This window comes from Paenibacillus sp. FSL K6-1330 (assembly GCF_037976825.1).
Classification (GTDB): Bacteria; Bacillota; Bacilli; order Paenibacillales; family Paenibacillaceae; genus Paenibacillus_AQ.
The window spans coordinates 3,754,917-3,777,828 of the sequence record NZ_CP150269.1; the positions used below are offsets into that span (position 1 = coordinate 3,754,917).

Consider the following 22,912-nt stretch of genomic DNA (forward strand, 5'->3'; position numbering starts at 1 on the left):
TGTTCTTGTCCTCCGATATGTATGTATAAGCATCTTGCTACTATTGATAATAGATGTCTTTCTGCTTCCAGATGCCATTGTCACACTCTATGTTGGATCTTAACTCTACGTTTATATAATCTCCCCAATATCCCAATTACCACGGACAGGGGATTGGTAGTCGATTACTAAAAAACACTGAAAAATTGAAAGGTAGCCACCTCGAAGTTGATGTCAATGAGCAAAATGAGGGGGCTCGCGCTTTTTATAAACGGTATGGACTTGTGCAAACAGGACGATCAGAATTAGACGGAACAGGTCGGCCATTCCCCTTACTTCATCTAGAATTAAAAAATTGAGCCAACGGATAACGATAGAGCAATAAAGCAGCGGTAGTCTTGGACTTTTTTTCGTCCTAGTTCCTCGCTGCTTCTTTCCTTGATAATTTTGGTTTAATGATTGCCTGGTCCGAGCGGAAATGCAGACGTTAATCTGGCAAAGTCATCGGCTAAGTTAATATTAAACACCAGCTGACGGTCAATGTCGGAATAGATCCGATAACGCGCCAGCCCGTATAACGCTCCCCCCAGCATGATGAGCAAGCAAAATACGACCGTACTATTCCATATCGTCATTCGTACTAGCGTGCGTTTAATCATATTGGGGTTTGCTCTCCTTTTATTTGGCGGACTTGATGTATTCATTCACTTGCTGCTCCAATATCGGAAATGGCATATTACCGTTTCGAAGAAGAACGGAATGAAATGCTTTGATATCGAAGCGATCCCCGAGTTCCCTTTTCGCCTTTTCTCGAAGGGATTGAAATTGCTCCGATCCGATCGCATAGTATTCCTTTTGTCCTGGATAGGCAATAACACTGTCGATAAAAGCATCGTCCCCCCTTCCAGTGACACTCATCAGATACTCATTAGCCTGTTCTCTTGTCCACTTCAGCCCATGGATACCCGTATCTATCACGGTACCTATTGAAAGGTTCGCCAAACGGATTAGTACGGTGTTCCGATCAAGCAAGCCCTTCTCCGCACATAAGCTTTCCATATAGACCGCCCATCCCTCTACGTATCCAGGCGTCATCGTTATTTTGCGGATTAATGGAATGGTTGGTTGATCATATTGAATCGAAAATTGAAAGTGATGTCCTGGAATACCCTCATGCAACGCAAGCATTTTAACCATTTCTTCGGAGGTCGGGTTTTCGAGCGGAATGACAAATCTCCCGCTCCTATCACCATCTATAGATAAGGGGATATACATTCCACCTGCCGATGCGATAAGAGCCGAATACGCCCGCACATCCACGGGATGGTTCGGGATAAGCTCGTCTTCAAACCAATCGGACAAGTAGGGCGTGGCATCCGACAGACTGCTATTTAACGCTTGCAGCAATTCATCTCCGGTTAGGAATCTGTTTATAAATGTAGTCTGTGCTTGACCCGAAGCACCGCTTCTTAGCTCCTTCACGATCTCTTCTACCTTGTGTTTAGCGATCTCGTGCATTTCCTGAGGACTGAGGTCTGTACCCGTAGTAAGTTTGAGCCTTGCAGAATAATACTCGCTGCCGTCCGGCTGACTCCAGATTCCTTGGCTAACGGATGCTTGTTTTATAAGATCGTTCTTGATCACATCGGCAAGTTTGCCGTAAGAAGCCAGTACATGATCGGTTAGGGTTTGCGCTAACGCTTTTTTTAGCTTCTCCTCTTCGGAGGGATCGAGTTTTAACTCGGTTAATTTCTCTGCATATAAACTGTACAGAATCGTTTCTTCCGGTTTCGTATTCCGCAAAATGCTGTAACTCGTAAGCATTTCCTTAAGAAATTCAGAAGCAGGGACAATACCTTTCTCCCGTCTGTCTTGAATTCTATGTATGACATGCGCGACTTTATCCGAAAATTTCAACCCCTGGCTTTCCAGCTCTGCCTGAAGCATCAGTGAGGCGGTATGATCGAGCTGACGTTCCATTATCTCCTCAAACAGATGGACCACTGTCACATCCATCCCCAGTTTAAGCAGTCCCTTGGCCGCCTCCAATCCAAGCAAGCCCCCGCCAATAACAGCAGCCTTCTTGTACTGATCTGCTGCATGCAGCATGTTCTGGCAATCTGCGATATCTCTGAAACCTACAATTCCTTCTTTATCTGCTCCTGTAACAGGAAGCATAAACGGGTTGGAACCGGTTGCAATAATGAGGGTGTCATATGGAACCTCCATACCATTGTCTGCCTTCACGATTTTTTGTTCCGTATCAATATGCGTTACAGTCGTTCCCGTATATAGCTCTATTCCGTTCTCTAAATACCAATCCCAGTCGTTCAGAATGATGTCTTCTACTGCTTTACTCTTCTCTAGCACATACGATAACTGAATACGATTGTAGTTGGGATAAGGCTCGCTTCCAAATACGGTGATCCTGTAGGTGCTGGGCGCCAGTTTTAATATCTGTTCCACCGTGTTGATGCCCGCCATCCCGTTGCCAATCAAGACGAGATGCCGACGTTCTTGTACTTTCACCATGCAGAAACCTCCTAAATATATATACGAATCCATGCAAAAGAGAACTTGTAACCTACTAAACATCACATGTACAATCGAACCAGTTTTAGCAGATTTTCTCTGTTTCCATCATAAGAAAAGAGGGTTATAAAAGGAACCCCCTTACTTTAATTTTTAACTGAATGATCCATCTTATGGTAACCTGATGTCTCTCCTCCAGCTTGGAATGGAAAAAGCAGCTTCTGTTAGTTCGAATCTGCTTTGATTGATTAATCATCTTGTTATGCCCGTTCAATGAATTCTTTCAATTGGAATGATCTTTGGTACGATAATCCCCCTATATCCTCTTCTTATTTATTTCTGTAGTTTTCTTATAATTTGACGGTAATACTAGCAACGTCCTCGCCATTGATTCCTTTCCAGTGATCCAACACTTCCTCCAGTTTCCTAGCTTTTTCATTTGCCCAACGTTCGGAGTGTGATCTTCCTACTCTTCCTTGAATGACTTCGTTCCAATCTTCGGCATCTCCTTCTAAACAACGGGCCAGTACCGTCAATGACGTTGCCGAAAACACATTGTAGAATACCTGCTCATTTGTCAAACATAAGAAAACACAAAAAAAGCCGCCAAATTAGCGACTTCCAATGGAACGATGTTCGTGTCCTTCGACAACTCGGTTCAGCAAATTCCAAAATTGTTCAACCATGACGGATGGCGGATACGGCATCGAACGGATAATCCACCATTCCAATACACCCACTGATGCTGAAATTAAAAATTGTACTGTAATGTCCCTGTTCCTGTCCTGATCGAGATTGATTGAATCCAGATGTTCCATCAGACTTTTTCTGAACATGGTCTCCATTTGGTTTCGAAATACCATGCTTCCCTTGCTCTTCAGCATAATCGAGTAGAAAGAAGCATGCTGCTCCAAATATTCAAAAGTGTGAAGTAGTGCGGTTTTGGAAGGAAGATGAACCAGGTCATCTCCAGACATACAATGTCGAAGCAACTGGTTAATCTCAGCTGCTATGCATTGCTCGCGCAGATCGTACTTGTCATCGAAATGCAGATACACCGTACCTCGATTGACATTCGCTTCTGCTGCAATTTGATTAATCGTTATGCTCTCGAATTCCTTTTCTGACATTAGCCTCATAAATGCATCATTAATCGCTTGCCTTGATTTTTGAATACGCTTGGCCATAATCCTTCTCCCCTTTATCCCATCCAAAAAATGGTCACTTTGATGTCCTGTGTTGAAAAATCAACAACTGAGCTTGTTTTAACCATTGAACCCCATTTATCGCCCTGATACATTCACTATATAAAACTCATGTTGATAGATCAACATGTGATCAATTCAAGAGGAGGCTTATCCATGAAAGTTATTAATTCGACAATTTTGAAACTCCCGAAAAACTATAGGACCTAAAATGTTTATGTATTTTATTTATTACAAAATAATCGATAATTTAATTTAAATTAATTCAGGAGGTTTACAACATGAAACTTACAGGAAACACGATTTTTATTACAGGCGGCGGTTCGGGAATTGGACGTGCGTTAGCAGAAGCTCTCCACCATCTTGGAAACAAAGTTATTATCTCTGGTCGACGTAAAGAGCGATTGGATGAGACAATCAAAGCGAATCCCGGTATGTCCGCAGTGGAATTGAATGTACAAGATCCTGCCAGCATAGAGGTGGTTGCCAAGCAGCTAATCGAAGAATTCCCGGATTTGAATGTCTTGATTAACAACGCCGGCATCATACAGCCCGATGACGCGGCGGGCGTGATCGATGAGGATGTTTTGATTTCGACGGTCGAGACAAACTTGTTAGGCCCAATTCGGTTGACTTCTGCATTAATCGTTCATTTGAAGTCCAAAGAAGAAGCTATTGTCATCAACACGACTTCGATCCTTGGTTTTGTACCGTTAGCCGCAACTGCTATATATTCCGCAACGAAAGCAGCACTTCATACCTATACGCTGTCCCAAAGATACATGCTTAAAGACACTTCGGTAAAAGTGATAGAAATTGTGCCACCGTGGGTTCAAAGCAACAACGATGAACCGCGTGCGATGCCACTTTCGTCATTCATTGATGAGACGATAAAGGTACTAGGTACGGATACAGACGAAGTTCTGGTCGAAGAAGCGAAAGTGTTTCGAAATAACCCTGGCCCGAACGAAGGTATTTTTGTGACCCACCTTAACGATACAATGAAGTCTGAACCTCCAAAGATTCATTAATTTACCTATAATTCAGCGTTTGCTCAAAAGGTTATGTTTCGTGTCGCCAGATTTGTATTTTCATATGGAGAAACAATTAAGTGGGATGGAAAGAAATATGAGTTCCGGCGTGAAACTATTTGGTAATGGGAATAAGTTCTTGTCCTTTACGGCAATCGGTACAAGTTCTTGTCCTTAGCTTGGGACACGAACTTGTACCGATAAAACAAAAAAAGCCGCTATAATAGCGACTTTAATGGGTATATGTTCTTGTCCCTCGACATTTATATTTAGTGTCATACACTTTAGGCTTACCTATTTTATCGATAAAAATATAAGTTGAAAATATTAAATGCCGGTTCTATTTACCAACCGGCATTTTTTCCTTATTATTTAATTGACTCGAGGTACTGAACAACATTAATTGAGTGATCTCCACCCGCCTTAGCGTGAGCCATTAATGTAATAGTATGGGGACCTAACAAATCTACTGTATTCGGATTATCGTTTATTATTCCTTTCACAATATCAAGCTTACCTAGCATAGCAGCAGCAAACAGATCAATTCTGGCCCCTTTATCCAACAAGTGAAGCGCTATATCACGTTTTCCCATATGTGCAGCTGCACCAAGGGCCGTTTCCCAATCGCCATTACCCCAATCCCATGCAGCATTAAGTAAACCTGGTTCTTGTTCGAGCATCTCCTTAACCTTATCAAAATCGGAGTGCGCATTATAAACAAATTCTTTAACTAATTCTGGAGCAAGACTATTGGACATTGGTTATCTCTCCTATCATCATTGTATAAATTGCGGAACCCAAACTGATCACTTTCTACTTCGAAATGTATGTTTGGTGTTTTTTGATGAACTCGGGTTGCGTTACATACTCTACGTAATTTACTGCTCCATTAAAATCCAAATAAGCCTGATAGCGAGTGCGAATAGCTGGTTGTATAATGAAATCAAGAACTCTATCTTTCGCAACCCATCGGCTATCGGTTGTTTCTTCAGTAACAGCTAACAACTCCCCACCAACGGGTTTACATACGAAATCAAACCCAACTTGCGTAGGAACATCTGTCACGCCATCATACCATTTAAAAATCCCTATATTCGAATAGACACCAATTAAGTAGCTAACCGTGGTATCAATTCCGCTTTCCTCTTTGATTTCGCGAACCAAAGCATCCATCAGATTTTCTCCAACTTCCACTTGTCCACCTGGGTAAACCCAACCACCGTCACGGGTTTTTACTAAAAGGATATTTCCTTCTCCATCTTCCACAAATCCACCTGCGGCTACGATGTGTGTTGGAAATGGCATAGATAGTTACGACCTCCTTATGCAGTAACGTTTGTATATTTATTCCACAGCCTTCTCGCACTTTCCTGCCCGATAGCTTAATGAAGTAGCATTGGGTTACTTAGATATTCATCTAATCGGTAATCGGACTATGTACTTGTCCTTTACGGCAATCGGTACAAGTTCTTGTCCTTGGTTCGGGACAAGAACTTGTACCGATAAAATAAAAAAGCCGCTAAAATAGCGACTTTCAATGGGACCATGTTCTTGTCCCTCGACATAAAAAACTGGATCAATGTGTTTGCTTATCTCATCGATCTGGTTCTCTTCAATTGCCACGACAAACAACCGTAGCCGATAAAGGCAGCCTTGACCACTCTCTATAATCATTTCATAAAAATCGTGACAGCACACAATTATTGAAAACTGAGGTGATGCCCACTTATTCCTATAGTTAAAAGAAACGGTTATAAGTGCTACCTTATTCGACATTGTTGCTACCCCCTACTCGATATTGACTTCAATTGCCTTCGAAGCCGTTTTGAACACCCCGCCGCTGCGCTTCTCGGATATGTCCGGTATGAACAGATTCGTCATCTCCATAAGCGTACGGATGTTGACGGTTCGTATTCGTCTGCAACAACCATGTATCCAAGTCCACCAAGCCCAATTATCGCTATCTTCTTGCCAAAGGAAGCACCCCGAAGGCGCAGCGGCGAGTACATTGCAATCCCAGCACACAATAGCGGTGCGGCAACATCATATGACGTCAGGAATTCGAATTTGAAAACTCTGTCGATAGCCGCAAAGTTTGAATGTTCACGGATGAAATAAAAACTATCTGTCAAACTTGAAAGATACACCTGTTAATTTTTCAGAAACATTCCATAATAATTTTGAATCCTGAGGATCGTATAACTTTTCGATGATCGGGTCACTCTTTGGATAGCCTTTTCTTCCACCTTTGCTATCTGGACCAATATATTCCCCTCCCATAATCGTTGATTCCGTGGCACTATATAAGGTAGGCAACGCGCCCATATGTGCTGGTTGACTAATGATGCTGGTAAACATCCTTTTGAATATACTTGCTTGCTTCCCTGAACCAAAGGAAGATAAATTGGTATTCGCTATTCCAGGATGACAAGCGACACTAAAGGAATCAATTTGATGGCTGTTAAATTTATTTTGTAATTCTTTAGCGAACAATAGATTTGCTAGTTTACTTTGACCATAAAACTTTTGGCGGTTATATCCCTTAGATCCGTCCAAATTACCGAAATCAATAATGGCGTTATGAGCAAGTAGACTGCTCAGAGTTATAACTCTCGATTTTGGAGTTGAAATCAAGCGAGGCAATAGCAATCCAGTCAGTGCAAAATGACCTAAATGATTACCTCCAAATTGGGATTCAAAGCCATCCTTGGTTAATTGTAATGGCGGGAACATAATGCCTGCATTGTTAATGAGAATAGACAAGGACTCGTTCTTTTCGAGGAAATCTGCAGAGAACTTCCTAACACTATTCAAATCGCTTATGGCAAAATTGTACCATGTCTAAGTTTTTTTAAGAGAAAACCTGTCAGCTCGATACCATTCTATAAACGAGTCTATAACGAGAAAATACCTACCCCTCTTCCGGGCAGGTATTAAAGGTGAATCGTATGAATGGCTAACCAACATCGATCACTAAATATTAGTCCAGAAGGCTGTAGATCTGAATGCTCTCCACCTTGGCATTCTTGATATGAAACGACATCACATCCACATAATTGGATGGCTCGTAACGGTAGTCATCCTCCTCATTAGGGGCTCCATCACCAAGCAGTTTCCCCTCAGGGTAGGCGTTTTTGAGTGTATCCAGGCTATCTCCTGCTTTAATGTTTCGCACTGTCGCGTACTTAGGATCTGTAATTTCGATATGAAAGATGGAGTCTTGTTTCCCCTCCGGTATACTGATTGTTTTAATCTCCAGACCAGGATACGTATACACCTTTTCTGTAAAACCGATTAACGTATCCATGTTTGTTCCATCGCCGGCACTGTACGTATGAGATTTCAGGTTATCCGGTTTGCCCAGCATCTGTTCCATCTGATCTTCATTCGCTGTATCCGAAATCGCGATGGTGTGCTCATTATAGACAAAAGCAAGCTCCTTCAGCACCACATTGCCTTCCTTCTCCATCGAACCTTCCTTAATAGCTTCAGAACTCTGTCCTTCCGAATTTTCTGAAGCAGGCGCAGTAGAATTTGATGCTCCTTCGCCTTTGGCCTGTTCGTCGGGCGTGTTTTTTTCAGCCGAGTTCTGCGGCGCTTCTGGCGACTTGGCACCACCCGACTGACAGCCCGTCAGTGCCATCGTTAGTAAAATACTCAGCAGGATAACAGCTGTAGCTTTGTTTATCAATTTCATCATGATCCCTCCATAAATGTGTGATTTCTTCTTATGAAGTGATTATAAAAAAAGCATTTGTTAGTCTCATAACAGAATTGTATCAATCTTGTAACGTTAACTATTTACGCGCGTGTTTACGCACGGGGTAACACAATCGTAACGGTCGTTCCTTCCCCGATTTGACTTTCCATGTCGATATATCCATTAAACCGCTCTACAATCTCTTTGCAAATAGAAAGTCCAAGACCTGAACCGTTCGCTGTGCTTGCATTTTTCGCCCGGTAAAAGCGTTCCTGCACTCTCTCCAGCTCATCAACCGCGATACCGATACCTTGATCACGTATCCGTATAACGACCTCGCTTGGCGTATGCTCCAACTTCAATTCGATTAGCGATGGACTGCCTGAATATTTGATGGCATTGTCCACAAGGTTGGCGATCGCATGGGACATCAGCATTGGATTCACGTTGGCGTGGACTCTCGTCAGAAGCTTATCCTCCGGTTCCGCTTCCGCCTCCCTGAACATAATCTCGATTCCTTTATCTTTGGCCTTGGCACCCATACTCGTTGCGACTTGCTGAATCAGTTCGTTCATTTCCGTCTTCCGGGCTTCCAGTTCGTTAGAACCAGCCTTGTCGAATCGGGATAGCAACAACAGTTCATTAATCAAGCGCGTCAGCCGATCCGATTCCTGCAGCAGATGAGCATAGATTTTTTGCAGCTCCTTGTTCTCGTTCTCCCCTTCAACCAAGTATTGAGAGAAACCACGAATTGCTGCCAATGGTGTTTTTAACTCGTGAGATACGTTGGAGACAAATTGTTTCTGGTACTGAATGTAATCATGAAGCTGCCGCCCCATGGAATCCAGCCCATCTGCCAGCATGCCCAGCTCATCCTTCCGGTTTAGATGAACTCTCCGAAACTCCTGTCTAGAGAAACTTTGCGCAGCGCCAAGCAACAGCTTAATCGGCTTGGTTGTGTTGCGGGCAATCCACAGACTGGATAACGTAATCAGTACAATAAATCCGCCAGCACCCGCAAACAGGATATAACGGATTTGATCCATAATCGCATAAAAGTAGGAAATGTCCTCCACGAACTCATACACATAAGCGTTTTGGTAGTATTGATCCTGAATGGGAGTGGCAAAATAAAGCAGATGATCTTCCGTTACGGTGTAGGCATAACTGCCGCTCAGGGCTTTCTCAATATTCTTTTCAAAAATAAGAGGTTTGCCATCATTAATGATGATGCCATCCACAGCCAAGCCCAGCAACTGCTTGGAGCTATCATAGATACGTACTTCCTTGCCTGAAGCTTTCAGCTTCTCCAGAGCAAGTCTGACGATTTCTTTTGTCTGCGGCTCTCCTGTCGATGATCTATGCTGTGCCAACACCTCACGGAAGGACAACTCGGACAGATCCGCCTTCTCCATCATCTGTTTTTCAATGGTAATGAAGCTGTAGTAATCGATGGCTTTATTCACCGCAAAAATGATGATGCCAAAGGACAGCACGGAGAAAAATAAATAATTCAGCAGTAACCGGGTTGCATACTTCAGGCCTCGCCACCTCCAAGTTGATAGCCAAATCCATAGATCGTCCTGACATACTTCGGTTCGTCCGCGTTATCCTCCAGCTTCTTACGTAATCGCATGATGGTCATATCCACACTGCGACTGTCTCCCATAAAGTCATATCCCCATCCGATCTGCAGCAGCTCATCCCGGGTAAAGATTTTGTCTGGCCTTTTGAGTAACGTTTCCAGAATTTTAAACTCTTTGGCCGTTAAAGACACGGGTACACCGTTTTTCAGCACCCTTCGGCTTTCCAGATCAAATGTCAGCTCTTCATGAATGATGCGTGTAGATTTCACTTCTGTTCCTTCACTTGATTCCTCCTTGCTCTCGTTTCTTCTCAGAATCGCCTTGATCCGAGCGAGCAATTCACGATTGTCAAAGGGTTTGGTCATGTAATCTTCCGCCCCTAGCTCTAGTCCCAACACCTTGTCGATTACCTCATTTTTGGCAGAGAGCATGATCACAGGAACGGCACGTTTCCCGGTGATTTCTTTGCACAGGTCATATCCGGAGCAGTCAGGCAGCATCAAGTCAAGCACCACCAGGTCCGGCCCAAAAGCATCCAGCAGTTGCAGGGCTATTTTACCGTTTTCAGCCGTTTGAACGACGTAGTTTTCTCTTCTCAGTACGAGCTCAATTAAATCTCTGATTGCGACTTCATCGTCAATGACAAGTATTTTCTTCAATGTGCACCCCTTCTAGCCTTGTTCCCCAGCTTGAATCAACATTTACCCTCATCTTAGCACAGACACTTTAGATTCCTCCACCAACTGATTCCACTTGAGCCCAACATAACTTGTAATAAACCCGAAAAAAGTAGAACAATCCATGGATCTGCTCCGGGTACTCATTGTTGTGGTTAAGCGGCAACTTGTCTTGGTGAAGAGATCGTAAGGTACCTTAAACGAAAAAAGCACCTCTGTCGAGATGCAAACGAATCTACAATATATTCAATCTGTTGGAACGTAACCATATCAACCATTCACCGTTACTTGTGGTATCGGCTCATGTTCCTGTCCTTTACGCCAATCGGTACAAGTTCTTGTCCCTCGACAAATGTATTCCGAGAATAGCTCCCGGCTCCTACATCCTGTTTTATTACTCTCCGGTTTCAGCGAACTTTTGAATACGCTCGCCGATTTGATCACGAACACGCTGGAAAACAGCCCATTTTTCTTCGTCGGTACCCTGAGCCTTGGCAGGATCGTCAAATCCCCAGTGCTCACGGCGAACATGAGGAGGTGTCATTGGACAACGATCGGCAGCATCACCGCACAGGGTGACCACCAGGTCGGATTGATTCAACAACACCGGATCAATGATATCCGAAGTTTGGTTCGAAATATCGATCCCCACCTCGTTCATTGCTTTGACCGCATTCGGGTTTAGGCCATGGGCTTCGATGCCGGCGCTGTAGACATTCCAATCATCACCCAGATGTTTTTTGGCCCATCCTTCAGCCATTTGGCTGCGGCAAGAGTTGCCTGTGCACAAGAAGTACAATGTCTTTTTTTCCATCATCGTTTCTCTCCCTTATCACTTGAATTAAAGTATGGTTAGCCAGATATATAATCCTAAAAGGGTTATAAATAACGTTGGGATGGTCAATATAATCCCTGTCTTAAAGTAAGTCCCCCAGCTGATCTTCACGCCTTTGGTCGAAAGGACATGCAGCCAAAGCAAGGTGGCCAGTGAACCAATCGGTGTAATTTTGGGACCTAAATCAGAACCAATCACATTCGCATAAATTAAGGCCTCTTTAATAGCAGCCGACGTGTTTGTCGCATCGATGGCGAGTGCATCAATCATGACGGTCGGCATATTGTTCATGATGGAAGAAATAATCGCAGCAATGAAGCCCATTCCCATGGTTGCAGCAAACAGCCCTTGATCCGCTACGCTCTGTATGACACTTGCCAGAAGATCTGTAAGACCAGCATTACGTAAGCCATAGACCACAACGTACATGCCGATCGAGAAAAATACGATGGCCCACGGAGCCCCTTTGAGAACTTCTTTGGTTTGTATAGCCGGACTTTTTCTTGCCATCAGCAAGAAGAATATCGCGATAACACCAGCTACGATCGATACTGGGATACCCACAAATTCACACACAAAGTAACCGATCAGCAGCACGCTCAATACGATCCATGATAAACGGAACATCTTAGGATCTTGAATTGCCGTTGAGGGTTGTTTAAGCTGCGTCCCATCGAACTTTCGCGGGATGCTCTTGCAGAAAAACAAATAAAGCACAAGGATACTGGCTACTAAAGAGAACAGATTGGGAACCAACATGCGACTGGCGTATTCGATAAACGTAATTCCGAAGAAATCGGCTGATACGATATTCACCAGGTTGCTGACCACAAGTGGTAGCGAAGTAGTGTCCGCAATAAAACCACTTGCGATGATAAAAGGGAATACCTTCTTCTCGTCAAAATTCAGCGCTCGTACCATGGCAAGCACAATGGGAGTTAAGATTAGAGCCGCACCATCGTTTGCGAAAAAAGCAGCGACAACAGCTCCAAGAACGGATACATAGACAAACATCCGGATACCGTTTCCTCGAGCAGCATTCGCCATATGTAAGGCGGCCCACTCGAACAAACCGATTTTATCCAAGATCAATGAAATGATAATGATCGCGACAAAGGCGAGCGTTGCATTCCATACGATCTGGGTGACATCCCATACATCCTGAAAGTCAACGACTCCCACAAGCAGCGCTAGGACAGCACCACCACAGGCAGACCATCCAATGGATAGATTTTTAGGCTGCCAAATGACAAAAACTAAGGTAACAAGAAAAATGATGCTAGCCAGGACAACAGAAACCAATGTTCAAACCTCCAATTATGCGATGACTTAAATACAGTAATAATCAATATATAACTATATCCTTATATAAAAAACAGAGATAATATTTAGCATCACTCAACCATATGCTAAGTATTCCTGTTAATCACAGGCACAGTTAACTTCCTTATTCATGGATGACAGGACTTCTTGAGCACTTGGCATCTCATTTAGCACGGCTTGGATATATGGCTTGTCATCAACATTCAAGGAATAATAAACCCATTGGCCACGACGGGCTTCATTTACAATCCCCTGAGACTTAAGCTTTCTTAAGTGCTGGCTAATCGCTGGCTGAGACATGTCGAAAATATCTACAAATTCGCAAACACACCATTCTCTTTGCTTAAGAAGCGTTAACATAGTAAGCCTTGTTTTATCTCCAAGCAGTTTTAGCTTCTCGGCAATCTCGCTCATTTGCTCCAATAAGATTCACCCCATTCTTGTAAGATACTCTCATAACCATATAATTTAATGCTTATATGTTAATCGAAAAAGTGCTTGATTTCAAGTGTGTAGACGCAACTCCCCAAAATTCCTCCTTAATCAACACCAGCATCCATCCTACCTGCAGTTTGTGATGGCTTGAACGATACTTTGGTTCTAACCGCAAGTAGGTTTTCCACGAATGCGGTAATAAAATCTAAATCAGCATATTCGAATTTCCTCCCGTAATCGAACTAACCGAACAATAAATCCAGAATCTTTTCATTTGCCTTTCTGTTCTTTCCGATATGAGGGTAGCAGTGGATATGAATCGCTGGATTGAAGTTGATTTCTATGATGCTGTAATTGGTATCGGTTGCTTCTTCCTCTAAAGAATCAATCATCATATCCACACCACATATGGTCGCTCCTGCAGCTTTAGCTGATTGAATGGCAAGTTCCTTATAGCTGTTTGGCATTTCATCCGTAAAATCGATACTGTCTCCTCCCGTACTAATATTTGAATTTTCTCTCAGATAGATAACTACCCCTGAATGGGGTATATCGTTCCAACCCATAGCATGGTTCTTTAAAAACATCTCTTCTACTTCCCCTAACTGAATTTTCTCAAGGGGAGTCTTATACCCTTTACCTCGAAGTGGGTCTTTATTCTTCTCATGAACAAGCTGTTCGATCGTGTGGATACCGTCACCGACGACATTTGCAGGGACACGATGCAGTACCCCTACAACCTGTTCCCCCATGACCAGAAAGCGATATTCCTTTCCTGTCATAAATTCCTCAAGGATTCGTTGTGAAATCCCCGGTATTAATCGTTGAAGTTCATTAAATCACAATTATAAAAAATACAAAGTCGCTAATTTAGCAACTTTGTATTTGGCATAATCAAATTTTGATGTTAGTTCGTTCAATCTGAGATTCTATTACATCATATAGAGCAAGCTTATAGTTTATTTTATCCAAGTTAAAATATAGTTCCCTTATGCTTTTCTCAATTTCTTTTTTATGATGGAGCATCATCATTTTTCGTTCCGAAATCGTCGAGTCCCCTTCTTTATACAAGTATACATACTTCTGAATTTGAGCAATCGGCATTCCTGTTGCTCTAAGCGCAGTGACGAAGTGTATCCAGCTTAAATCATCTTCGTCATATAACCGCTTCCCATTTTCATTTCTCTTCACATGTGGAAGCAGCCCCTCCTTTTCGTAATATCGTAGTGTAGGAGCCGCCATTCCTGTCAATTCAGTAACTTCCCTTATAGTCAACATAAATAAAACTCATCGCCTCCTATTAAAGTTAACTTTAATTAAGTATTTGGTATATCTAGTTAAAACATCCATATTCACGCTATAAAAGATGAGGAAGATATGATTAAATCAAAGATTTTAATGATTAATTATACACTTATTTTTTCAGCGAAAAAGTCTTGACTTAAAGTGAACTTTATATTCTATGATAACAATGCAATTAAAAATGAGTTCTGAAAGGATGAAGTTACAATGAAAAATATCTCAATCGTCACTGGTGGTAGCCGCGGACTTGGTCGCAATACTGCCATCAGTATTGCGCGTCATGGCGGTGATGTCATCCTGACCTATCGTAGCCAAGCAGAAGAAGCAAATTCTGTTGTTGCTGAGATCGAATCTCTGGGTCGTAAAGCAGTGGCATTACAACTTGATGTTGGAAACATTGCCAGCTTTACAGCCTTTGTTGAGACAGTTCGTTCGACCCTGCGGTCTACTTGGGATAGTACCACTTTCCATCATCTGGTGAATAATGCCGGCCACGGAGAAATGATAGACTATACCGAAACTACAGAAGCTCAGTTCGACGGCCTGTTCAATGTGCATGTCAAAGGCGTATTTTTCTTGACTCAGGCCCTTCTGCCGCTTCTTGCAGATGGTGGACGTATTGTGAACTTCTCATCGGGTCTCACTCGCGTCTCTTTTCCCGGATTCTCCGCCTATTCTGCCGCAAAGGGGGCGGTCGAGATTTTAACCATCTATTTGGCCAAAGAACTTGGTCACCGAGGTATTACCGCTAATACCATTGCACCTGGAGCAATCGAAACCGATTTTCTAGGAGGTTCTGTACGCGACATACCTTCTTACAATGACACGTTTGCCTCGATGACTGCCCTTGGTCGAGTCGGCGTACCCGAGGACATTGGTCCCGCAGTCGCCAACCTACTTGGATCCGACAATCGCTGGGTTAATGCGCAGAGAATCGAAGTATCGGGTGGTCAGAACATCTGATCGCAATTATTTCTGAAAATAACGTTTAGTTTGGAACTTCACATAAAATAAAAGGCTTGTCTCAATTATTTTGAGACGGTGAAATTCAATTGGATGTTTATCTAATTGCAGATACACTAACCTGTCCGTTAGCTTAATGAAATTGCATGGAAACATAGTTAGATACTTAACTAATCGTAATCGGCTCATGTTCTTGTCCTTTACGGCAATCGGTACAAGTTCTTGTCCTTGGTTCGGGACAAGAACTTGTACCAATAAAACAAAAAAGCCGCTAATATAGTGACTTTTAATGGGAATATGTTCTTGTCCTCCGACAGCTATCTTTATCGCTCTGATCAGCTGACGTCTCTTTTTTATTCAACTATCGTTTCCCGTTAGGTCAATCGTCAATTCCATAAATAACTATGTCATTTCGCAAAACTGGACAAATTTTAAAGAATAAGGGATCCTCTGACTGCGCTACAGCCGGAGAATCCCTATTAAAGTAACGTGCCCATTAGGCCGCTGGGTCAACCGCACAACTAAGCTGGAACGTAGGTCAGCCTTATCACCTTCTCGCCAATTCGATCGCTTGCCACGAGGCGCAGCGGCGGCCGCGGACCGGCGAAAAACGGCTTGCCGTGACCCAGCACGACTGGATGGAGATAGAGTCGATACTCATCAACGAGACCGAGCTCCGTTAGACTGTGGGCCAACTCCGGCCCGGCAACTTCAATCTCCCCTTCATGCTGAGCCTTTAGCCCACGTATGGCCGCTGCGAGGTCGCCCTCGATCAGAGAAGCGTTCGGACCGACGGACTTTAACGTCCTCGACACCACCCACTTCGGTTTGCTTTGCCACGCCGCTGCGTATTCCCGTTCCGGCGCATCCCATTCAAAATGGTCTCCGTCCCAATACCGCATGGTCTCGTACATGCGGCGCCCGTACAGGATGCCCGCCAGGCCGCGCACGTCGTCGATGAAATGACGGAATAGCACGGGGTCGGGCTGAAATGCCGTGTGGTCGTGGTCGACGAATCCGTCCAGAGACTGGTTCAATGCGAAAACGATCTTTGCCATGCGACTGACTCTCCTCCCTGGTTTTCTCGCACATTCATCATCAAGATTACACGTTCCATATGCAGCCTCTTTTATGTCTACATTTTATCATCCAACAGCATGTCCGGTTTCTCATGGATTGCTAATGTGCACAGTCCTGGCCTGACCGAATACAAATTTAATTTAACGAAGGATGGTAAATTAAACAATTCTGCCCGTTATCTTAATGAACTAGTGCAGTGAAATGTAGTTAAATGCTTATCTAATCGGTAATCGGAACATGTTCTTGTCCTTTACGGCAATCGGTACAAGTTCTTGTCCTTGGTTCGGGACAAGAACTTGTACCGATAAAACAAAAAAGCCGCTAAAACAGCGACTTTATATGGGATCGTGTTCTTGTCCCTCGACATCTTGTGGCAAGGAACAAAAAATTATATCAATCTCCGTTTGAAAGGACGCAGGAAAGCCATAGAGTCATTCATAACGAATCGTTTCTGGGAGTACTTCTTCCCTTCCCAAAGGAAAGAAGCAGCTCGAACGAAGGTGATCCATAATATTAAGAACTCGAACAACTTCTGCAGATTTACTCCGAGCCTCTCAGTTGCTGTGTCGAGGCACCTCAAGAATTCAATCAAGTAGTTGTTGATTTCCTGTCGCAAAGGATTGAATCATTTTGATAACAGAAAAAGATCCGCACCTTAAAAAGATTATATAAGAAGGTTTGTACTATTAAGGTAACCTGCCCGTTAGTTTAACAAAGGCAGCCGATCACCATGATCAGCTGCCTTCTTATTTTGAATAAGCTATCTTTTCCCGTTGGCATTATGGTTCAACTAAACAAAAATCATTTCTTAATGATTAGAGTAATGCTTTTTTGTTCGAGTTGACTTTGCGCGTTTGATTTTTTGTTCCACCAACCATGTTTCCAACGATGTTCCTCTAACAGAATTGTTGAATCACAGTAATAGTTATGTAACGTTATGTTTCGCAAAACATTAAACATTTGTGTGCTGTCATAAAAGATATTCAATAGTTATTTAGAAGGCTGTCGATTTCTCGACAGCCTGGACAGAAGAATTACTTCTGCTGTTCATTGTATTTCAAATGTAAAATGGGGTATGGGCGGCCTGCTCCATCCGTCAAATCTTCACCGGTTATTCCGAAACCACTTTTTAAGTAAAACCTTGTTGCATTCTCATTTTGTTTATTCACATCAACGGACGTGATCCCAAAACCATTTATGCATATTTGCATAATTTGTTTCCCATACCCTTTGCCAATTTTATCGGGATCGAGAAATAGTGCTTCCAAGTGATGTTCATTGATGGCGGTAAAACCAATGATGGAGTCTTCGGTATACCAGAGACGTACATCAAGATGAGGAAAATACATGGGTAATTCTTTTTTGATTTCCTCTTTATCCTTGAAACTCAAAAAATGATGAGTGGCCATTACCGATCTTTCCCAAAGATTTATTATCATATCATAGTCATTAACAGTTGCTTTTCTGTTTTGTATCATTTCGTTCTGCTCCTTTTTCTTTTTAATTTATCACGCTCCTTTCATCACTTTTTTGTAGATGGTGATTGTATATCTCCAATTGATATATGACTTCATGCTTACCACTCTTTTCGGAATTATATTAATCGATTTGCAATCAAACACATTACACTTTAGTTATCTACTCTATCATATTTAGTTGATGCCATTCAATAGCCGTTCCTCTCTTTTACGGTAGAACCATGTTATCCCTAGCTCTATCATTAAATGAAAATACAGACTGCCGACCATATTCCAGATCGTATCCTTTCGTTTGTAGTGGGCCAGTTCATGCGCGATCACATGTTTAAGCAGTTGTTCATTAACTTTCTGAATGCATTTTCGAATATTTTCACAACGGATCGCGACACAAGTATGACGAAAATACTCCATCATTGTTACTCTTTTTTCTGTTGATCTGTCTCAACAATTTCATTTATCACTTTATCTTAATATACATTGTTACTTTGATTAATAGAATAAGCAGGCATCAGCGCCTGCTTATTAATGTGTGTTATTTCAACTATCCTGCCCGTTAGCATAATGAAATTGCATGGAAAACCCAGTTAGACACTTATCTAATCGGTAATCGGTACAAGTTCTTGAGCTCGACTTGGGACAAGAACTTATACCGATAAAACAAAAAAGCCGCTAAATTAGCGACTTTCAAAGGGACCATGTTCATGTCCCTCGACAATTTACAAATTTACCTCTCCACATTTCTGCCAGAAAAAAGACTAGCTAAATCGAGGATTAATTTAGCTAGTCTCTCATTAAACGATATAAAAAGTCTCATAGATTGAGACTTTCTGTAATTACCATATTTACTAATGAGATTAACCTTTATCTAGCCGAAGCTAAGCAAAGACAGGCGGTAAAAAGCCGGCTTCATTCATAAGGCTATATTGACCTATCGTCTCCCGTTAGTTCAATGATGGTTCCTTGATTTGATTTATTACATAGTATCTAAATTTGACTTCTCATCATTGCTCAAAAATCTTTCCCTCCCTTATTTCATCACAAGACACCATCGGTACATGCAGAGCCGGTCTTTGTACCAAGTCCATTTCTAGTATCAAAATGTATCCTACCCCACAAAAATGTTCCGTTCACACAAAAAAGTGCGTACTTTTCACCAATTAGTAAGGGTGATAACCTTACATACAGAACGATCGATCCATAATTAATTGAGCGACACACGGTCGTTAAAAAAACCATAGGTGAGGTGCTAAGAAATGAAGGAATATCAACTTATTTTGAAAGAGAAGAAGATCGTTTGGGGAGAAACCATAGATATTGAGCGGCTCGTTGACAACAAGCCAGTCAACTCCATCAGACAGGGCGCAAACTCGAACATGGATTGGAATTTGCCTGCAGGAGTATATCGAGCAAAAGAGATTGTTATCGAACTCGATAAAATGCTTGAGGCCATGCTGGTTCAGCTGGGCGAACCAGTGAACAGCGATCCGACAGTACTCTTAGATAGCCTGTTAGCCAATTTGGCGATTTCCGGACGCTTGTCTTCTTTGCCCTTAAAATCATTGGAACTTGAAGATCATGCTGGTATAGAGATTAGAGCTCAAGCGGTACGTATCGGAGAACAATTGGTAAGCTGGGCCAGAGAGATCAATGCTGAGAAAAAGACATTGGCTGAGTTTGGGTCAGAAACGCTTAGTGAACTGGAATTTCGAAGCCACTGTTATGGTCATCCGCTGACCCCTGAAGCCACTGCTCAGGTTTGGGGACCATTCGGCGGACCAAGAATTATGCAGATTTATAATGAATACTTGCACCAATTCGTTTTACTTCGGGATGCCTTGTTGCCATTTGCCAATTGGGAAGAGGTTCCGCTTGAAGTCAAGGAATATAGGGAATTCAAAGGATTGCGTTTTCTGGAGCCATCCCGAGAAGTATTCTTAACGCAACTGTTCAAGAAAAAATTAACACATAAATCGATCATCCAGTATGCACAAAGTGTGGTTAGTTCAGGGTTGGAAAAAGTCGGTTACGGCTTCCAATATCGTCTAGGTACCGTTTTGCCGGCTGGTTTGGGTGAGTCTGCCCGTACGGCATCCCGTTATCTCCTGAGATGGCATCCCGTACAAACGATACAGGTAGAAGATGCAGAAGGTTTGGCCGCGGTCTCCTTCGATTATGAATATGATGATTATTATTCCGCGCCCCGTAAAGAGGCAGGAAAAGGAACACCGGCAGACGACGAATTGCTTCCTGAATATGGGGAGGATTACTATGAACCATCTATTGCCCGGTTGCTTCCAAATACCAGTACAGATCGAACGACCCTACAGTTCAGTTTGGAGATGAAAGGCAACGAGTTTGCAGTAGATCTTGGTCAACTTTTTAGGGGGCAGCGCTTTTTATATCGGCCACAAAGAAGCAGCTATGCCGGGAGCGAATTTATAAAACGAGAATACATCAACTGGCACCCTGCTGAAGACATTCTCTCGCATTCCGGATTGGTCACCAATGCAGATGGCATCCATTTCATTCCGACTGGCAAAAACGAACTTGTCCTATGGGCTTTACTAGGCAAACTCTATCCCGAAAATGTAGTTTTATTGGATAAAGGAGATCAGGAGGAACTGGAAGCGGCTTATGTTTCCGGCAAAGGCTTCGGTACGCAATTTCTAGTACTGTAAGTCGTGAAATGAAATCCACCGTACATTTTGGATAGAAAGGGAGAATCTATATTGACCAGACAACAAAAGTTTCTGACAATGAATTTATTTTTATTGACCTTTATTCTGGGGACCAGTGAGTTTTTGATGGTCGGATTATTATCTGAAGTTGCCGCAGATATGAAAATCGCCATATCGACTGCAGGCTTTCTGGTGACGGCTTTTGCGCTTACCTTTGCTATTGGTACCCCGGTCTTCACAGCATTATTCAGCCGATTTTCCAAATTCCCGCTCATCCTTGTCTTGCTCAGCATATTTATTGTTGGGAATATCGTCACGGCTTTATCAGGATCATATGGCCTGCTTCTGGTGTCCAGAATAATCACGGCCGTAGTTACCGGCGTCTTGATTGCACTCGCGATGTCAGTGGCAAGTGAAGCCATGCCTCCGGAAAAAAGAGGGCCGGTGATCTCCATCATCTTTACTGGTTTCACTGTGGCGAGCGTCCTTGGCGTACCCCTTGGCACTTTTATCGGACAATGGGGCGGGTGGCATTTGGCCTACTGGTTTACCACATTGTTGGGAATCATTTCTTTGATAGCAAGCATCGCAACCATTCCTAGAGGACTAAAAGGAAAACACAGTTCACTCACAAAACAACTCAGATTGCTCGCTTACCCCAGAATTGTGCTTGCTTTCGCCATTATGATGTTAAGTATAGCAGCTACTTATAGCATCTATACGTATTTAGCTCCTTTGCTTCAGGATGTGCTTTTTGTTCCGGCTCGTTATATTAGTCTCATCTTTTTACTGTATGGTGTTGTGTCTATTTTCAGCACGCTAATCGGAGGAAAGCTGGCTATCGGAGACGGGATGAGAAAAATTCGCTATGTGCTTCTGGCTCAAGCTGTCATCTTGGTGTCACTTTATTTTACTTCCGGCTCTCTTGTTGGGGGACTTGTCAGCATCTCATTCATGGCTCTTGTTGTTTATCTTATGAACTCGACGATGCAGTTGTACTTCATTGATTTTGCCGATGAGCATGTTCCGGAGGCAAGAGACTTAGCCTCGTCCTTAACCTCCGTTGCCAACAATGTTGGCATTGCGATCGGATCCGCTTTAGGTGGATTTGTCACTACAAACATGAAGCTTATTGATCTATCCTGGTCTGGGGGGATTGTGGCCGTACTCGCGGCAGTGTTAGCATGGGTCAACTATCGTTTGAAGCAAGGAACTGCCAGTACGACTAAAGAGAATAATGCACTGCGTGAGCAATACGAAGGAAATATATAATTAAGACATATAAAGCAGGAGGTAATTTGGAAAAGTACCTCCTGCTTTTCGAGTATCAAAAGAGCCCGATCAAAGGCAAGGTTAATGGTAAATGGGCAGATTGTAGCTTTTTATGCATTCTTGTGATTTGTGTACAATACTTCATCGGGAAAGTTTTCGATATAGTTGGTTCCAAAATCGCATAACATCATGAGCATAGGGGCAAGTTGCTCACCTAGCTGAGATAAGCAATATTCCACTTTTGGCGGTGAAACAGGATAAACCTTGCGAACAATAAGTCCGTCGCTTTCTAGCATTCTTAGCTGCATCGTAAGCATACGTTGGGTTGCTTCAGGAAGTTCCCGTCGCAGCTCATTATACCGTACTGGACCTTTTGCTAAGCGGTTTAAAATGGATATCTTCCATTTCCCACTGATTAAGCCGAGTACAATTTCCGAGGTACACCGATATTCTTTGTCTCTAAAGTTTATCATCTGTCGACACATCCTTTTTAGAAAAGATTGTGTAAAAGTAAGTTGTCTCTCTTCAGCCAATTCGAATTACATACCATTCATTCCATATATTATGTTCAAGCACTTAATTCTTGTCAAGGACTTCTGGACCGATTAGTATGAAATTAATAAAGGAGGTCTAGCCTGAGATAGCCTCTGAGATAAGATTCGAGAAGAAATCCTCATTCCCCTTCTCTTTCCCCTATTTCCTAAAACAAAAAAAGTCGAGCAAATGTCAGATTATAATCCTGGATCTGCTCAACTGTAATACGACCTTATTTGCTTGGATACAAATTTGGTTTAGATCGATGTGAGTATATTTTTCGACTCACAGTCAGGTAAAAA

The 22,912-nt window shown here is 42.7% G+C and carries 23 protein-coding genes and 3 pseudogenes; 5 read left to right on the forward strand and 21 right to left on the reverse strand.

Annotation, left to right across the window (positions count from 1 at the left end; genetic code table 11):
* Nucleotides 1–131: 131 nt before the first annotated feature.
* Nucleotides 132–338, forward strand: a pseudogene (locus NYE54_RS16905) (GNAT family N-acetyltransferase); the annotation flags it as partial.
* A gap of 93 nt (nucleotides 339–431) precedes the next feature.
* Here NYE54_RS16905 and NYE54_RS16910 read toward each other — a convergent pair.
* The 4 genes and pseudogenes from NYE54_RS16910 to NYE54_RS16925 form a co-directional block, all read right to left on the reverse strand.
* Complete coding sequence (locus NYE54_RS16910) at nucleotides 432–638, reverse strand: hypothetical protein (RefSeq protein ID WP_339264709.1); 207 nt, start codon at nucleotides 636–638, stop codon at nucleotides 432–434.
* Nucleotides 639–657: 19 nt separating this feature from the next.
* Complete coding sequence (locus NYE54_RS16915) at nucleotides 658–1,896, reverse strand: DUF885 domain-containing protein (protein WP_339273522.1); 1,239 nt, start codon at nucleotides 1,894–1,896, stop codon at nucleotides 658–660.
* A pseudogene (locus NYE54_RS16920) lies at nucleotides 1,885–2,511 on the reverse strand (FAD-dependent oxidoreductase); the annotation flags it as partial. The pseudogene NYE54_RS16920 and the gene NYE54_RS16915, both read right to left, overlap by 12 nt.
* A 611-nt stretch (nucleotides 2,512–3,122) precedes the next feature.
* Complete coding sequence (locus NYE54_RS16925; RefSeq protein WP_339264711.1) at nucleotides 3,123–3,698, reverse strand: TetR/AcrR family transcriptional regulator; 576 nt, start codon at nucleotides 3,696–3,698, stop codon at nucleotides 3,123–3,125.
* Nucleotides 3,699–3,997: 299 nt separating this feature from the next.
* Between NYE54_RS16925 and NYE54_RS16930 the strand changes: the two genes are divergently transcribed.
* Nucleotides 3,998–4,747, forward strand: coding sequence for an SDR family NAD(P)-dependent oxidoreductase (locus NYE54_RS16930; RefSeq protein WP_339264713.1), 750 nt, complete (start codon nucleotides 3,998–4,000; stop codon nucleotides 4,745–4,747).
* 368 nt (nucleotides 4,748–5,115) lie between these two features.
* Here the strand turns inward: NYE54_RS16930 and NYE54_RS16935 are convergent, their stop codons facing one another.
* The 14 genes and pseudogenes from NYE54_RS16935 to NYE54_RS17000 form a co-directional block, all read right to left on the reverse strand.
* The gene (locus NYE54_RS16935) at nucleotides 5,116–5,505 is read right to left on the reverse strand and encodes an ankyrin repeat domain-containing protein (RefSeq protein WP_339264714.1); all 390 of its coding nucleotides are present in this window, start codon (nucleotides 5,503–5,505) and stop codon (nucleotides 5,116–5,118) included.
* A 55-nt stretch (nucleotides 5,506–5,560) separates the two neighbouring features.
* Entirely contained in the window at nucleotides 5,561–6,052 is a 492-nt protein-coding gene (locus tag NYE54_RS16940; protein ID WP_339264716.1) for an NUDIX domain-containing protein, read from the reverse strand.
* Nucleotides 6,053–6,160: 108 nt separating this feature from the next.
* Nucleotides 6,161–6,523: a hypothetical protein gene (locus NYE54_RS16945; protein WP_339264718.1), complete on the reverse strand. Its 363-nt coding sequence runs from the start codon at nucleotides 6,521–6,523 to the stop codon at nucleotides 6,161–6,163.
* Nucleotides 6,524–6,551: 28 nt separating this feature from the next.
* Nucleotides 6,552–6,686, reverse strand: coding sequence for a hypothetical protein (locus NYE54_RS16950; protein ID WP_339273754.1), 135 nt, complete (start codon nucleotides 6,684–6,686; stop codon nucleotides 6,552–6,554).
* A pseudogene (locus NYE54_RS16955) lies at nucleotides 6,670–6,792 on the reverse strand (alcohol dehydrogenase); the annotation flags it as partial. The gene NYE54_RS16950 and the pseudogene NYE54_RS16955, both read right to left, overlap by 17 nt.
* 76 nt (nucleotides 6,793–6,868) lie before the next feature.
* Complete coding sequence (locus NYE54_RS16960; protein ID WP_339264720.1) at nucleotides 6,869–7,561, reverse strand: SDR family NAD(P)-dependent oxidoreductase; 693 nt, start codon at nucleotides 7,559–7,561, stop codon at nucleotides 6,869–6,871.
* Nucleotides 7,562–7,727: 166 nt separating this feature from the next.
* Nucleotides 7,728–8,447 carry a hypothetical protein gene (locus NYE54_RS16965; protein ID WP_339264722.1) on the reverse strand — a complete coding sequence of 240 codons (720 nt, stop codon included), beginning with the start codon at nucleotides 8,445–8,447 and terminating at the stop codon, nucleotides 7,728–7,730.
* Nucleotides 8,448–8,560: 113 nt separating this feature from the next.
* On the reverse strand, nucleotides 8,561–9,913 hold the full coding sequence (locus NYE54_RS16970; protein WP_339264724.1) for a HAMP domain-containing sensor histidine kinase: 1,353 nt from the start codon (nucleotides 9,911–9,913) through the stop codon (nucleotides 8,561–8,563).
* 71 nt (nucleotides 9,914–9,984) lie between these two features.
* Entirely contained in the window at nucleotides 9,985–10,692 is a 708-nt protein-coding gene (locus tag NYE54_RS16975) for a response regulator transcription factor (protein ID WP_339264725.1), read from the reverse strand.
* A gap of 412 nt (nucleotides 10,693–11,104) precedes the next feature.
* Nucleotides 11,105–11,524: an arsenate reductase (thioredoxin) gene (arsC, locus tag NYE54_RS16980; RefSeq protein WP_028407113.1), complete on the reverse strand. Its 420-nt coding sequence runs from the start codon at nucleotides 11,522–11,524 to the stop codon at nucleotides 11,105–11,107.
* Nucleotides 11,525–11,551: 27 nt separating this feature from the next.
* Nucleotides 11,552–12,847, reverse strand: a complete 1,296-nt coding sequence (locus NYE54_RS16985) for an arsenic transporter (RefSeq protein WP_339264727.1) — start codon at nucleotides 12,845–12,847, stop codon at nucleotides 11,552–11,554.
* Nucleotides 12,848–12,967: 120 nt separating this feature from the next.
* A complete protein-coding gene (locus tag NYE54_RS16990; RefSeq protein WP_339264728.1) occupies nucleotides 12,968–13,291 on the reverse strand; it encodes a metalloregulator ArsR/SmtB family transcription factor in 324 nt (107 codons plus the stop codon).
* A gap of 254 nt (nucleotides 13,292–13,545) precedes the next feature.
* A complete protein-coding gene (locus NYE54_RS16995) occupies nucleotides 13,546–14,085 on the reverse strand; it encodes a hypothetical protein (protein WP_339264730.1) in 540 nt (179 codons plus the stop codon).
* A 112-nt stretch (nucleotides 14,086–14,197) separates the two neighbouring features.
* Nucleotides 14,198–14,581: a MerR family transcriptional regulator gene (locus NYE54_RS17000; protein ID WP_215156926.1), complete on the reverse strand. Its 384-nt coding sequence runs from the start codon at nucleotides 14,579–14,581 to the stop codon at nucleotides 14,198–14,200.
* Between the two features lie 231 nt (nucleotides 14,582–14,812).
* On the opposite strand from NYE54_RS17000, the gene NYE54_RS17005 reads away from it, so the two are divergent.
* Nucleotides 14,813–15,568, forward strand: a complete 756-nt coding sequence (locus tag NYE54_RS17005; protein WP_339264733.1) for an SDR family oxidoreductase — start codon at nucleotides 14,813–14,815, stop codon at nucleotides 15,566–15,568.
* 521 nt (nucleotides 15,569–16,089) lie between these two features.
* On the opposite strand, the gene NYE54_RS17010 is transcribed toward NYE54_RS17005, so the two are convergent.
* On the reverse strand, nucleotides 16,090–16,626 hold the full coding sequence (locus tag NYE54_RS17010) for a dihydrofolate reductase family protein (protein WP_076323574.1): 537 nt from the start codon (nucleotides 16,624–16,626) through the stop codon (nucleotides 16,090–16,092).
* Between the two features lie 1,056 nt (nucleotides 16,627–17,682).
* A complete protein-coding gene (locus NYE54_RS17015) occupies nucleotides 17,683–18,126 on the reverse strand; it encodes a GNAT family N-acetyltransferase (RefSeq protein ID WP_339264735.1) in 444 nt (147 codons plus the stop codon).
* Nucleotides 18,127–19,379: 1,253 nt separating this feature from the next.
* Between NYE54_RS17015 and NYE54_RS17020 the strand changes: the two genes are divergently transcribed.
* Both NYE54_RS17020 and NYE54_RS17025 read left to right on the forward strand, forming a co-directional pair.
* On the forward strand, nucleotides 19,380–20,804 hold the full coding sequence (locus NYE54_RS17020) for a hypothetical protein (protein WP_339264737.1): 1,425 nt from the start codon (nucleotides 19,380–19,382) through the stop codon (nucleotides 20,802–20,804).
* 51 nt (nucleotides 20,805–20,855) lie between these two features.
* A complete protein-coding gene (locus NYE54_RS17025; protein WP_339264739.1) occupies nucleotides 20,856–22,076 on the forward strand; it encodes an MFS transporter in 1,221 nt (406 codons plus the stop codon).
* 110 nt (nucleotides 22,077–22,186) lie between these two features.
* Here the strand turns inward: NYE54_RS17025 and NYE54_RS17030 are convergent, their stop codons facing one another.
* A complete protein-coding gene (locus NYE54_RS17030) occupies nucleotides 22,187–22,549 on the reverse strand; it encodes a helix-turn-helix domain-containing protein (RefSeq protein WP_339264740.1) in 363 nt (120 codons plus the stop codon).
* Nucleotides 22,550–22,912: the final 363 nt, after the last annotated feature.